Source organism: Confluentibacter citreus (genome assembly GCF_002807055.1).
Taxonomy (GTDB): domain Bacteria; phylum Bacteroidota; class Bacteroidia; order Flavobacteriales; family Flavobacteriaceae; genus Confluentibacter; species Confluentibacter citreus.
Genome location: NZ_NIXN01000001.1, coordinates 86,645 through 101,081 on the forward strand (window position 1 = coordinate 86,645; position 14,437 = coordinate 101,081).

Sequence of the window (14,437 nt, forward strand, 5' to 3'; positions counted from 1 at the left end):
TATTTATTCAATTCTTTTATATTCTAAACCAGGGCCATCACAGGCATTCCAGGTTGCTCTCATATCACTTATAGATGTTATCCATAAAACTTCTACTAAAGACGTTGAATAACAATTGCCAATTAATTCATTATCTGCTTGATGCGTTAAAATTAAATATGTTCCATCAACTAATTCCTGAAAATCAAATGTTCCTGCTGACTCAGTAATAATATCATTCCTTTCTCTGGATTTTATGAAAGTCCCATCACTATTTAATACATAGATTTCCTGCCATTCCATGAAAAGACCTTCTGTCATAGAATTTGGTGTTTGTCCAAACATTTTTTTTAACTGCCATTTCTGTGGAAAAGAATCCAAATCTTGAAAAGGCTGTATATTATCATTGGAATTATTCGAACAGGAAAATAAAACTATCACACTTACTAAAAGGATTAAAACTTTTTTCATCTTTATCTTATTTTTAAATAAGAGATGTAAAATCCTTATTAAGGTTGCGTGAAAATACATTAAATTTTAAAAACTTTAAGAAACCGCTTTTAACTTTTTCAGTGTGGTTTTTGACAATTTATCTTCTGCATACATTTTAGTAACGTTCAATTTTTTCTCATCGCTACTGGGCAATTCAAACATCGCATCTGTTAGAATTTCTTCACATAAGGAACGTAAACCCCTAGCTCCAAGCTTATATTCTAAAGCTTTATCAACTATATAATCTAAAGCGCCATCAGTAATACTAAATTCTATATTATCCATGGTAAACAGCTTTTTATATTGTTTAATGATGGCATTTTTAGGCTCAGTAAGAATGGCTCTTAATGTTTCAGCATCTAAAGGATCCATGTATGTTAACACAGGTAATCGTCCAATAATTTCAGGTATTAAACCAAAATCTTTTAAATCTTTAGGAATGATATATTGCAATAAATTATTTTGGTCCACTACATCATCAGATATGGAAGCACTATAACCAACCGCTTGCATGTTCAAACGTCTAGATATGATACGCTCGATGCCATCAAATGCACCACCGGCAATAAATAAAATATTTTCTGTATTGACTTCAATAAATTTTTGGTCTGGATGTTTTCTACCTCCTTTTGGCGGCACATTAACAACGGTACCTTCCAATAATTTTAAAAGAGCTTGTTGCACACCTTCCCCAGATACATCACGCGTTATGGAAGGGTTATCACTTTTACGTGCTATCTTATCTATTTCGTCAATAAACACGATGCCTTTTTCTGCTTTTTCAAGATTATAATCTGCAGCCTGTAGCAATCGGGTTAAAATACTTTCAACGTCTTCACCCACATAACCTGCTTCTGTTAAAACAGTTGCGTCTACAATAGCCAAAGGCACGTTTAGCATTCTAGCGATTGTTTTAGCCATCAAGGTTTTACCAGTTCCTGTTTGACCAACCATAATGATATTACTTTTTTGAATATCAATATCATCATTAGTTGTTGGCTGTAACAAACGTTTGTAATGGTTATAAACCGCTACAGACATAACTTTTTTTGTTGAATCTTGGCCAATAATGTACTGATCTAAAAATTCTTTGATCTGTAAAGGTTTACGTAATTTTAGTTCTGCGGATAAATCGCCACTATCAGTTTGCTTAGATTCTTCAATAACAATTCCATGTGCTTGCTCAATACATCTATCGCATATATGTGCATCTAATCCTGCTATTAATAGGTTAGTTTCGGGTTTTTTTCTACCACAAAACGAGCATTCCAATTGTTCTTTTGCCATTAATCATTTGTTTAAAATGAGAGAAAAATGATGTTAATTCTCTTATTAGAATTTATAAAATTACAAAAAAAATGTTTAACTGCGAGCTAAAACCTCGTCAATCATACCATATTGTTTGGCCTTATCAGCTTTCATCCAATAGTCCCTGTCACTATCTTCATATACTTTGTCGTATGGTTGACCTGAATGCTTACTAATAATCTTATAAAGTTCTTCTTTTAAAATTAATATCTCTCTAGCTGTGATTTCTATATCACTAGCTTGCCCTTGAGCACCACCAAGAGGCTGGTGAATCATGACGCGAGAATGAGTCAAGCCGCTTCTTTTTCCTTTAGCTCCTGCACAAAGCAAAACGGCACCCATAGATGCTGCCATACCTGTACAAATAGTTGCTACATCAGGTTTAATAAATTGCATGGTATCATAAATACCTAAACCAGCATACACACCTCCGCCTGGAGAATTAATATACATTTGAATATCTTTGGATGAATCAACACTTTCTAAAAACAATAATTGCGCTTGAACAATATTAGCAATATTATCATTAATTCCGGTTCCAAGAAACAAAATGCGATCCATCATTAATCGTGAAAAAACATCTAATTGAGAAATATTCAATTGGCGCTCTTCAATAATGTAAGGTGTCATATTCGCTGGATACATACTACTGATAATTTTGTTGTAATATGTACTGCTAATACCTTGGTCTTTTATAGCGAATTTTTCAAATTCCTTTCCGTAATCCATAGTGATGTTTATTATAATACTTTAAATTAAAACCTCGATAGTATGCTGAGGCTTGTAGTTTTTTTAATGAATAAAGCGCTTTAATGTATAAATTAAAGCGCCTAAATATAAGGAATAATTTATTTAAATAATATGGTTTTATTTGTCTCCGTAAACTTCTTTAATAAAGTTTTCATAAGTCAATTCCTTAACCTTTAAATTTGCTTTCTCTTTGTATAAGGCTATAAGTTTTTGACTTATAAGTTGTTCAGAAATTCTACGAGCTTCGTCTTGGTTTGATAACACACGAGCTGCAATATCATCCAATTCTTTATCTGTTGGGTTTAATTGTCCGAATTGCGCCATTTGAACTCGAATCATGTCTCTTGCATGACCTTTGATATCCTCCAAAGTTACTTGAATGTTATTATCTGTAATTAACTTACCTTCAATTAATTGGTAACGTAAACTTTTTTCAGACTTCTCATATTCTTCTTTAGCTTGGTCGTTATCCATTGGTTTTTCACCAGCGGTTTGCATCCATTTTTGTAAAAAAGTTGCAGGCAAATCAAACTTCGTGTTCTCAACTAAATATTCAGTTACGTCATTCAACAATTTTTGATCGGCTTGTTGTTTGAATTGTTTTTCGGCATCCTCTTTTATTTTCTCTTTTAATTCTGTTACCGAATTAACATTGCCTTTACCAAATAACCTATCAAACATGTCTTGATCTAAATCCGCTAATTCACTTTTACTTATTTCGGTAATTGTGAATGTAACATCAATAGACAAACCATGAACATCATCATGACCTAACTTCAAAGCGTCCATCAAATCATGCTCATCATCATAAAGTCCTTTAGTATTTAAAGTGATTACATCACCAACTTTAGCGCCAATGAATTGTTTTTGGGTTGCTTTATTCTTAAATTTATCTAAAGTTAAAGTTACTGTATTTTCAATTTCGCGCTCTTCATTTTTGAAAACACCAGTGATATTACTATCTGCTTCAACTTCATTTTGAGATATTAATTTCCCGTACTGTTTTTGAATACGCTCCACTTGTTCATCAATCATTTTGTCATCGGCTGTGATAACATATTGATCGATTGGTTTTTTACTATTCAAATCAACTTCAAATTCTGGAGCTAACCCCAATTCAAATTCAAAAGAAAACCCATCAGAATCCCAATCAATATTATCTTGTGGTTTTGGTAATGGTTGGCCTAAAACATCTAGTTTTTCTTCAGTTAAATATTTGTTTAAAGCATCTTGCAATAACTTATTTACCTCATCAACCAAAACGGCTTTCCCATACTGTTTTTTTACCATTCCCATGGGCACATGTCCTTTTCTAAACCCAGGAATGTTAGCGGTTTTACGGTAATCTGCTAAGATTTTCTCTACTTTTGCAATATAATCTTCCTTAGTAATATTTACTTTTACTACAGCATTTAATGCATCAACGTTTTCTCTTGTAATATTCATTTTAAATGATATAAAACCCTAATAGGGGATTTAACAAAAAGCCTTTTTAAAGCTTGAATTTTTTGTGACTGAAATCGGGTTGCAAAAATATAACTTTTTTACATCCTAACAAAGTTTTAATATACTGTATTTTAGACTAGTCGTTGCCTTCTTTTAAAAGCGAATGTAAGATAGATTGAAGTATAGATAATAAGATACTAAACAAAATAGCCACCCAAATACTACTTACAGAAAAACCATCTATAAGCCTATCTACCAAAAGAATAATTAAAGCATTTATAATCAGCAAGAACAAACCTAACGTGAGAATCGTTATTGGCAGTGTTAGAATAACCAAAATCGGTTTTACCAACATGTTTAGAACCGATAACACAATGGCCACTATAATTGCTGTAACAAATTTATCTCCAGATAATTCTACTCCTGGCAAAAAATAAGCCAATATAAATACCGCTAAGGCGTTTAATAAAAGTTTGATAATTAGATTCATTTTAATGGATTTTCAATAAAAATACAAAATTTATTTATTTAATGAATTTAATTACAGCATCAAAAAAGTCTTCAGGGTTTTCGGCATGCAACCAATGTCCTGCATTTGAAATAGTTATTATTTGAACATTTGGAAAGTGATTCTTAATGATGCTTTCATCTTCAACTCCAATATATTCTGATCTATCCCCTTTCAAAAATAGCGTTTCTCTTTCAAATCTGGCTTGGTCTGGAAGTGGCTCACCTATTTCCGCAACTTCTTCCTTTAAAACCTCTAAATTCATTCTTAAAGCAAGCTTCCCTTTTTCAACCCAATACAAGTTTTTCAATAAAAATTGTCGGGTGCCAAAATCAGATACATAGTTGCTAAGTACGTCCTCAGCTTCACCTCTACTTTTAATAACATCGAAATCAAGGGCACTTAAACCGTTTAAAATGCCATCATGATGCACTGGATAAAAACGAGGTGAAATATCGGCCACTAATAATTTTGAAACCATGTATGGATACTTTGTTGCAAACAACATGGCCGTTTTACCACCCATGGAATGACCTAACAAAATAATATCATTCAAAGTATTTGCTTCACAATATGTTTTTAAATCATTAACAAGAACGTCGTAATTAAATTCATTGCTGTGAAAACTATGGCCATGATTTCTCTGATCTAGCAAATGCACTTGAAACCCATTTTCACTAAATTTTTGCCCCATGGTTTTCCAATTATCGTTCATTCCTAAAAACCCATGAAGAATAACAAATGGTTTGCCTTCGCCTAATATGTTTGAATGTAAAAGCATATTTTAATTTACGATTTTTGATTTACGATTCACTTCAACCTTTGAAGATACATTTGAATAACATTCTCAATCCCTAAATATAAGCTTTCTGCAATTAATGCATGACCAATGGAAACCTCCAATAAATTGGGAACATGGTCTTTAAAAAATTTAATGTTGTCAAGAGACAAATCATGCCCTGCATTAATTCCCAAACCTAATTTATAGGCTAGTTCAGCACTTTCAGTAAATGGCTTTACGGCATTTTTGTTGTCCAAACCATATTGATGCGCAAAACTTTCGGTATACAATTCAATTCTGTCCGTTCCTGTTTCTTTGGCACCTTCAATTTGTTTTAAAACGGGATCAACAAAAATAGACGTCCTAATCCCATTTTGTTGAAATTCTTTAATAACATCAATTAAAAAATCTTTATGTTTTATAGTATCCCAACCAGCGTTGGATGTTATGGCATCCTCGGCATCGGGTACCAAAGTCACTTGTGTTGGTTTCACTTCTAAAACCAGTTTCATAAATGAGTCGACGGGGTTACCTTCAATATTATATTCCGTATAAACTACAGGTTTTAAATCGCGGGCATCTTGGTAACGAATATGCCGCTCGTCTGGCCTTGGGTGTATGGTAACTCCTTCTGCCCCAAATCGCTGTACATCTTTTGCAAACTGCACCACATTGGGCACATTGCCACCTCTAGAATTTCTTAATGTAGCTATCTTATTAATATTTACACTTAACTTTGTCATGAATCCATTTTAAAACGCAAAAATACAAAGTAGAACAGGCATACATACTTTTTTTTTGATTAATTTGCACACATATAAAACTAGTAAAAACAAAGTAAACATCTACTGATGAAACTTTCTGAATACATTATTAATGACATAAAGCCTTTAAATAGGAATAGTAAAATAAGTGATTTGCAGATGATGTTCAATCAACTTACTTATTCACACATTCCCATTGAAAATGATGACCATATGTATTTAGGTTGTTTTTCTGAAACTGATGCTCATTGTTTTGAAAGTGACAAACCGTTAAGTGAGTTTAGCCATGCCTTTGAGGATTTTTTCGTTAGAAATACCACCCTTTGGTTAGATGTTTTAGAAGCCTTTGCCAGAAACTCTGCCAACATTATGCCTGTTCTTGATGAAAAAAACAAATATTTAGGCTATTACGAACTAAATGATATTATAAGCTTATTTGGCGATTCGCCATTTTTTACGGCTCCTGGCGGTATTTTAGTCATAGAAAAAGGGATAAACGATTATTCATTTAGTGAGATAAGCCAGATTGTTGAATCAAATAATGGAAAAATACTAGGTGCTTTTGTATCCAGAATAAAAAATGATGTTGTACAAATAACCATTAAAATTGGCAATGTTGGGTTAAGCTCTGTCATTCAAACTTTTAGACGTTATAGCTATAGTATTGTGTCCGGACATGAAGAAGATAGTTATACCGAAAGCCTTAAAGAACGCTCTGATTATTTGAATAAATACTTAAATATATAGTTTATGAAGGTTGCCGTTTTTGGAAGATTTTACAATAAAACCACGTCTAGCTCTGTTGAAACATTATTTAATTATTTATTGAAAAAAGATGTTGATGCCTATATAGAAACCGAATTCTATAACATCATTAAAGCGGCAGCTCCAAATAACAACTATTCTGACTTTAAAACATTCGATGATTTAGATAAATCCTTTGATTTGCTTGTTAGCGTTGGTGGTGATGGCACCATTTTAAGGGCCATTACCTTTGTTAAAGATATAGATATCCCCATTATTGGAATTAATACAGGTCGTTTGGGTTTTTTGGCAACCATTCAAGTTGATGGCATAGAAAGTGCCATTCAAGATATTATTGACGGCAAATATACCATTTCAGAACGCACATTATTATCCGTAGAAACGGTCCCAGAAAACAAAGACATCACGTCACTTAACTTTGCCTTAAATGAAATAGCCGTAAATAGAAAAAATACGACTTCTATGATTTCGGTTGAAACCTATTTAAATGGGGAATACTTAACATCCTACTGGAGTGATGGCCTTATTATATCATCACCAACTGGCTCAACAGGCTATTCTTTAAGTTGTGGCGGGCCCGTTATAACACCCGATACCAATAGCTTTGTTTTAACGCCTATAGCACCACACAATTTAAGTGCTCGCCCATTAGTCATTCCAGATTCTACAGAAATACACCTTAAAGTTGCGGGTAGGGAAGATAACCATTTAATATCCTTGGATTCTAGAATCGCTACCCTAGATAATAATACACTCATTATAATAAAAAAAGCACCATTTAAAATTAAAATGATTGATTTGTTAAATGAAAGCTTTTTGGATACCCTTCGTAAAAAACTTCTTTGGGGAGAAGATACTCGTAATTAGACAATATTTTTTACTAAATGCTGTTTTAAACTCATACAAATCAACTCAAATTGCTTTGGGCTAATCTTATTTATTATATTTGCAAACTTTTAAATTTTTATGAGGTATATAACCATAATTATTATAAGCATTTTGAGCATCCAATATAGTCATTCTCAAATCAATGAGCTTGGTGTTTATGTTGGTGGAAGTAATTTTATTGGTGATGTGGGCCCAACAAATTACATATCTCCAAATCAATTGGCTTTGGGCGCCGTTTATAGATGGAACAGGAGTAGCAGACACTCCTATAGAGCTGCATTAATTTTTACCGATTTAGAAGGTGATGATTTAAAATCTGATGATCCAAGACGTACACAAAGAGGCTATAATTTTACCAATAAGATTATTGAAGCATCCGTGGGTATGGAACTCACTTTTTTTGATTTCGATTTACATTCTGGAGAAAAATTAGCAACGCCTTATTTATATTCAGGGATAACAGTTGCCAATTATGATGATTATTATTTTCAAAATGGTGTACAAACATCTGAAAACGCTTCAAGTTGGGCATTTGGTATTCCCATGGCTATAGGCTTTAAAACAACATTTATTGACAACTTTGTTTTAAGTTTGGAAGTGGGTGCGCGTTATACATTTACTGATGCCATTGACGGAAACCTTCCTAATAATACAAACCATTTAGCAAATAGATTCGGTAATATTAATAATAACGATTGGTATGTCTTTTCAGGTATCATATTAACTTATACCTTTGGACAAAACCCCTGTTATTGTATAAACTAAAAAATGAACCTAGTAGAAAGCATACAAGCCAAAAAATTACCAAAACATATTGCCATTATAATGGATGGCAACGGACGTTGGGCAAAACAGCAAGGCATGATGCGCACTTTTGGTCATGAAAATGGTGCTAAAGCCGTTAAACAAGTTGTTGAGGGAAGCGCAGAACTTGGTATTGAAAACCTAACACTTTATGCCTTTTCTACAGAAAATTGGAACCGACCAAAATTTGAAGTTGACACCCTTATGAAGTTATTAATATCTTCATTAAGAAAAGAAATAAAATCACTTCATGAAAACAACATAAAATTATCGGCCATAGGCACATTAGAAACACTTCCTAGTAAGGTACACAAAGAATTATTGGAAGTTATTGAAAAAACAAAGAACAACAGTAGAATGACTTTAACCATCGCACTAAGCTATGGTTCGCGGGAAGAATTAATACATACCATAAAGGAAATTAGTATTAAAGTTAAAAATAATATAATTTCGCCAGAAAAAATTGATGAATCAATTATAAATGAGCATCTTTACACGCGAAATTTACCAGATGTAGATTTACTTATTAGAACAAGCGGGGAGCAACGAATAAGTAACTTTTTACTATGGCAAATAGCTTATGCCGAATTGTATTTTACTGATACGCTTTGGCCTGATTTTACTAAGCAACATTTGCATGAAGCTATTATTGAATATCAAAAAAGAGAAAGACGATTTGGGAAAACTAGTGAACAACTTAGCTAATAAACTACCTATAAAAACATATATAAAACAATGCATTGCACTATTTGTAGTTGCAATCAGTTTTAATGTAACTGCTCAAAACCCTTACGATACAGGTAAAAAATACACCATAGGAGGTGTTTCCGTTTCTGGGAATACTACATTTAACGAACAAACTATTGTAGCCTATTCTAGATTAAGTAAAGGCCAAGAAATTACCATTCCCGGAGAAGAGACTAGTAACGCCATTAAAAAACTTTGGGATTCTAAATTATTTAGCGATATAGATATTTATGTCACAAAAATTGAAGACAACGTCGCTTACTTGGAAATTCGTCTTTCAGATTTACCACAGCTTAACGAAGTTAAAATCAATGGTGTAAAAAAAGGCAAAATAGAAGCCATTATAAAGGAAAACAAATTAGAGAAGGGCACCAAAGTAACTGAAAACCTTAAAGCGACTACAAAAAATTACCTAACTACAAAGTATCAAAAAGAAGGCTTCTACAATACAAAAGTTAACATAAATACTGCTGAAGTAAAAGACTCTCTTCAAATTGCACGTGTTAACATGGTTGTTAATATAGACAAAGGCAAAAAAGTAAAAATAAAGGATATTGTTATTACTGGAAATGATTCTTTAAGCGATAAAAAGCTTAGAAAGAGCATGAAAAAAACCAAACAAATAAATCCTATACGTTTTTTAAAGCGTTCAAAATATGTAGAAAAAGATTACGAAGAGGATTTAACAAAGCTCATAGATGCTTACAAGGAAAATGGATTTAGGGATGCACGTGTATTATCTGATAGCTTAATTGTTAATGATGACAAAACCATTTCCCTTCATATTAATTTAGAAGAAGGAGAGCGTTACAAGTTTGGAGATATCACATTTATTGGTAATACCTATTATACTAACGAACAATTAAGCAGGTTCATGCGTATTAATAAAGGAGACACCTATAATGGTGTGCTTTTACAGAAACGAATTGAGGACGGTAATCCTGATGCCGACGATATAGCGAATGCTTACCAAAACTTTGGTTATCTATTTTCAAAAATAGATCCTGTTGAAGTAAGTGCAGACAACAACGTTATTGACTTAGAAATAAGAATAATAGAAGGAAAACAAGCTTATTTTAATAATGTAAGTGTAATTGGTAACGATAAAACCAATGACCATGTTATTTATAGAATGCTACGTACGCTTCCAGGCAAACTGTACAGCAAAGCCGATGTGGTACGTACCGTAAGGGAACTTGGGCAACTAGGTTTTTTTGATGCTCAGGAAATTAAACCGGATTTTGAAAATGTAAATCCTAATGAAGGCACTATAGATATGGTATACACTGTTAAAGAAACGGGGTCTAGCCAGATTGAGCTTCAAGGTGGTTATGGTGGTGGCGGTTTTATAGGAACTCTTGGCCTATCCTTTAATAATTTCTCAATAAAAGATATTTTTAATAAGGATGCTTATAAGCCTATCCCTATGGGCGATGGACAAAAATTAGCATTACGTTTACAAGCAAGTCAATTTTTCCAGACCTATAGTTTTTCATTTTCTGAACCTTGGTTAGGTGGTAAAAGACCGATGCAGTTTTCTACATCAATATCACAAACTAAACAGTTTTTATTTAACCCAATGACCAGAAGGGCCGACAAAACCCAAAGTTTTAATATTACTGGTATATCTGTTGGTTTAGCTAGACGCTTATCTGTACCAGATGATTATTTCACATTATCTCAGGCCCTTAGTTTTCAAATTTATGATTTAAATAATTATAATACAGGTCTATTTACTTTTGGTAATGGTACAGCAAAAAACTTGGCTTACACAATTGGATTAAGCAGAGATGATACCAATGTAGATCCTATTTTCCCAACAGGTGGTTCAAGATTTAGTATTACCACCAAATTATCGTTACCCTATTCCTTATTTGATGGGGTTGATTACAAAGCATTAAGTAATGAATACGACTTATTGGATAAAAGCAATCCTACCGATTTTGCAAGAGCTGGAGAAATTGACCAAGAACGTTACAAATGGTTAGAATTTTACAAAGTGAACTTTAAAGGTGAATGGTTCACCCAAATCACTAAAAATTTAGTTTTAAGACCAAATGTGGAATTTGGGTTTTTAGGTGCCTACAATAATGATAGAGGTGTGATCCCTTTCGAACGTTACTTCGTAGGAGGTGACGGGTTAGCTAATTTTGCGATGGACGGTAGAGAAGTCATTCAATTAAGAGGTTACCCAAATCAATCCATACAACCTATAGATAGAGACGGAAACACCACTAATGATGGCGCAACTATATACAATAAATTTTCACTGGAACTGAGGTATCCAATTACATTAAAAGCATCTGCTAAAATTTATGCCCTGGCTTTTATGGAAGCAGGTTCTGCCTTTAATAGCTTTAGAGATTACAATCCTTTCAACTTGTATCGTTCAGCTGGTTTGGGCGTTAGAATTTTCATGCCTGCATTTGGTTTACTGGGAATAGATTTCGGACATGGTTTCGACCCTTTAGTGGGAGAAACCGGCAACCATGGATGGGAAACTCACTTTATTATTGGGCAACAATTTTAATTAATATTTTTTTGGCACGATATTTTCTATTAACAGTTTAATATTTGAAACAAGAATTAAAATTTTTAAGATTAAAATTCGTTAATTTTGAACAAGCAATCTAAAATATTTATTTTGCGAATGGCATCTGACAATAAAAATCAATGAAATAGTCAGATTAAAATTAAGATTCAAAAAAAGGGATTAGGTTTCAAAATAAAATCATTTGTCTTTTTAGAATTTATACGATATAAATCATAAAATATTAATAACAGATGAAGCATAACGTTCTTTTTTTATTGACATTAGTTCTCATGTGTAGCATGTATTCAAACGCTCAACGCGGTGTAAGGATTGCTTATATAGATACCGAATATATTCTTGAAAATGTGCCCGAATATCAAGAATCCATGGTACAGCTTGATAATAAAGCGCAAGATTGGAAAAACGAAATTCAAACAAAACTTTTGGATATTGAACAGAAACGAAAGGATTTAAGCAATGAAAAAGCACTATTAACTAAGGAACTTATTGATGAGCGCGAAGAAGATATTGCTTTTGAAGAAAATGAAATATTAGATTATCAACAAAAACGGTTTGGCCCCAATGGTGATTTAATGATTCAAAAAAAACAATTGATGCAACCTATTCAAGACCAAATTTTTTCAGCAGTTCAAGATTTGGCAGCTAGTAGAACATATGATTTTATTTTCGATAAATCATCTGATGCCGTAATGCTATATTCAGCAAAGCAATTTGATTTAAGCGAACAGGTTTTAAGAAGTATCACAAGAACATCAAAACGAACCCAGGCGGAAACCAAAGCCCAACTTAGAGCCGCTGAAGATGAAGAATTGATTCCTGAAATTAATGAAGAACTTGAAGCACGTGAACAAGCTCTGGAAGAAAAGAAAGCTGAACGCGAAAGTGCCATAGAGAAACGCAGACAAGAAATTTTAGAAGCCCGTGAAGCCAAACAAAAAGAAATAGAGGATAAACGTCAACAGATTTTGGAAGAACGCGAAAAAGCCAAACAAGAAAAATTAGATGCTAGAAATAGTAACACACCAAATACAGTAAGTGATACTCCCTTAAATACAACTGTCGATAAAGAGGTAGCAACAAAAACAAGAGAACAACTTATTGAAGAAAACAGACAGAAAAAATTAGCGGAACGAGAAGCCAGACTAAAAGAGTTAGATGCTAAAAAGAAACAAATTTTAGACGACAGGCAAAAAACAAAAGATAGTATAAACAATAATTAAATAATTTATAACACACTAATATACATTTAAAATGAAACAATTAAAAACCCTATTATTAGCAACTGTATTATGTATTGGAACCGTAAGTTTTACATACGCTCAAAGTAAAATTGCACATATAAACACAAATGATTTAATTTCTGCTATGCCAGAAATGAAAGCTGCTACAGCAGAACTTGAGGCCCTATCCAAAACATATCAAACAGACTTACAAAGCATGGGTACAGAGCTTCAAAATAAAGCAAAACAGTATGATGCTGAAGCTGCTACAAAAACCCAAGAGGAGAACAATAAAAGACAGGAAGAATTATTGACTATGGAGCAAAATGCGCGTCAATTTCAAAGTAAAGCACAACAAGATTTACAAGCAAAACAAGAAACGTTGTTTAAACCTATTACAGAAAAAGCAAGAGCAGCTATTTTAAAAGTAGGTAGAGCCCAAGGCTTTGAGTATGTTTTAGACTCGGGTGTAGGCGTAACCATAGTAGCAGATGGAAAAGATTTACTTAATGATGTGAAAAAAGAATTAGGCATCTAATTTTTAAACAAATAAAATTACTTAAAGCTGTCTTTTTACAAGACAGCTTTTTTATTTTTGTTACACTATGAGTATACAACCTATTGGCATTTTTGATTCTGGTGTGGGTGGAACATCCATTTGGAAAGAAATCCATAAACTTTTGCCAAATGAAAACACCATTTATTTAGCCGACAGTGCCAATGCACCATACGGACTAAAAGGAAAAGAAACAATAACAGCCTTAAGTATTAAAAATACTGAATACTTGATTGATAAAGGTTGTAAACTTATTGTAGTAGCATGTAATACCGCAACAACAAATGCTATTAGTGTATTAAGGGAAACTTACAATATCCCTTTTATTGGTATCGAACCTGCCATTAAACCTGCCGCACTAAATACCCAAACAAAGGCCATAGGCATCTTAGCTACCAAAGGAACGCTTTCAAGTGAACTGTTTCATAAAACCACTAACTTATTTGCAAACAATATTAAGGTCATTGAACGAATCGGCGAAGGTATTGTTGAGCTTATTGAAAGTGGAAAATTAGATTCTGAGGAGATGAAGGGTTTATTAAAAGTCTATTTAAAACCCATGATAGAAGCCAATATTGATTATTTGGTTTTGGGTTGTACACATTATCCTTATTTAATCCCTATGCTTGTGGATTTGCTTCCAAATCATGTTAAAATAATCGATTCTGGTGAAGCTGTAGCCAGACAGACTAAAGCTATTTTAGAGCAACACAATCTACTCAATACTAAAAAAACAAAGTCTAAAATACAATTCTTCACCAATGCAAATCCAGAAGTTATGCAATCGCTTTTAGATTCTAAATTTAAAGTTGAGTATTTAGATTTTTAAACTAACAAAAATAGATTGCAACTTGGTAATGCTCTTATTATGAGAT

The 14,437-nt window shown here is 32.9% G+C and carries 15 protein-coding genes; 8 read left to right on the forward strand and 7 right to left on the reverse strand.

The annotated features are described in order from the left end of the window. Positions 1–3 precede the first annotated feature (3 nt). The 7 genes from CDH49_RS00335 to CDH49_RS00365 form a co-directional block, all read right to left on the reverse strand. Positions 4–324, reverse strand: coding sequence for a hypothetical protein (locus CDH49_RS00335; protein WP_157805251.1), 321 nt, complete (start codon positions 322–324; stop codon positions 4–6). A 201-nt stretch (positions 325–525) separates the two neighbouring features. Then, a complete protein-coding gene (gene clpX / locus CDH49_RS00340; protein ID WP_100613340.1) occupies positions 526–1,758 on the reverse strand; it encodes an ATP-dependent Clp protease ATP-binding subunit ClpX in 1,233 nt (410 codons plus the stop codon). A gap of 75 nt (positions 1,759–1,833) precedes the next feature. Beyond that, complete coding sequence (gene clpP, locus CDH49_RS00345; protein WP_100613341.1) at positions 1,834–2,508, reverse strand: ATP-dependent Clp endopeptidase proteolytic subunit ClpP; 675 nt, start codon at positions 2,506–2,508, stop codon at positions 1,834–1,836. 138 nt (positions 2,509–2,646) lie between these two features. Continuing rightward, positions 2,647–3,975: a trigger factor gene (tig, locus tag CDH49_RS00350; protein WP_100613342.1), complete on the reverse strand. Its 1,329-nt coding sequence runs from the start codon at positions 3,973–3,975 to the stop codon at positions 2,647–2,649. A gap of 136 nt (positions 3,976–4,111) precedes the next feature. Beyond that, positions 4,112–4,465 (reverse strand): phage holin family protein, encoded by a 354-nt coding sequence (locus CDH49_RS00355; RefSeq protein WP_100613343.1) that lies wholly within the window; start codon positions 4,463–4,465, stop codon positions 4,112–4,114. A gap of 34 nt (positions 4,466–4,499) precedes the next feature. Beyond that, the gene (locus CDH49_RS00360; protein ID WP_100613344.1) at positions 4,500–5,264 is read right to left on the reverse strand and encodes an alpha/beta fold hydrolase; all 765 of its coding nucleotides are present in this window, start codon (positions 5,262–5,264) and stop codon (positions 4,500–4,502) included. Between the two features lie 29 nt (positions 5,265–5,293). Beyond that, positions 5,294–6,007 carry a pyridoxine 5'-phosphate synthase gene (locus tag CDH49_RS00365; RefSeq protein ID WP_100613345.1) on the reverse strand — a complete coding sequence of 238 codons (714 nt, stop codon included), beginning with the start codon at positions 6,005–6,007 and terminating at the stop codon, positions 5,294–5,296. Between the two features lie 108 nt (positions 6,008–6,115). Here CDH49_RS00365 and CDH49_RS00370 point away from each other — a divergent pair, with 108 nt between their 5' ends. The 8 genes from CDH49_RS00370 to murI all read left to right on the forward strand — a co-directional run bounded on the left by CDH49_RS00370 (position 6,116) and on the right by murI (position 14,391). Then, positions 6,116–6,775, forward strand: coding sequence for a CBS domain-containing protein (locus CDH49_RS00370; RefSeq protein ID WP_100613346.1), 660 nt, complete (start codon positions 6,116–6,118; stop codon positions 6,773–6,775). Positions 6,776–6,778: 3 nt separating this feature from the next. Then, on the forward strand, positions 6,779–7,660 hold the full coding sequence (locus tag CDH49_RS00375; protein ID WP_100613347.1) for an NAD kinase: 882 nt from the start codon (positions 6,779–6,781) through the stop codon (positions 7,658–7,660). A 99-nt stretch (positions 7,661–7,759) separates the two neighbouring features. Continuing rightward, positions 7,760–8,446, forward strand: a complete 687-nt coding sequence (porG, locus tag CDH49_RS00380; RefSeq protein WP_100613348.1) for a type IX secretion system protein PorG — start codon at positions 7,760–7,762, stop codon at positions 8,444–8,446. Positions 8,447–8,449: 3 nt separating this feature from the next. After that, a complete protein-coding gene (locus CDH49_RS00385; RefSeq protein ID WP_100613349.1) occupies positions 8,450–9,190 on the forward strand; it encodes an isoprenyl transferase in 741 nt (246 codons plus the stop codon). Next, positions 9,123–11,762 carry a BamA/OMP85 family outer membrane protein gene (locus CDH49_RS00390; RefSeq protein ID WP_100613350.1) on the forward strand — a complete coding sequence of 880 codons (2,640 nt, stop codon included), beginning with the start codon at positions 9,123–9,125 and terminating at the stop codon, positions 11,760–11,762. Before CDH49_RS00385 ends, CDH49_RS00390 begins: the two co-directional genes overlap by 68 nt. A 254-nt stretch (positions 11,763–12,016) precedes the next feature. Next, positions 12,017–13,006 (forward strand): OmpH family outer membrane protein, encoded by a 990-nt coding sequence (locus CDH49_RS00395; protein WP_100613351.1) that lies wholly within the window; start codon positions 12,017–12,019, stop codon positions 13,004–13,006. A gap of 31 nt (positions 13,007–13,037) precedes the next feature. Further along, positions 13,038–13,544: an OmpH family outer membrane protein gene (locus tag CDH49_RS00400; RefSeq protein WP_100613352.1), complete on the forward strand. Its 507-nt coding sequence runs from the start codon at positions 13,038–13,040 to the stop codon at positions 13,542–13,544. Positions 13,545–13,611: 67 nt separating this feature from the next. After that, positions 13,612–14,391, forward strand: coding sequence for a glutamate racemase (murI, locus tag CDH49_RS00405; protein WP_100613353.1), 780 nt, complete (start codon positions 13,612–13,614; stop codon positions 14,389–14,391). The last annotated feature ends 46 nt before the right edge of the window (positions 14,392–14,437 follow it).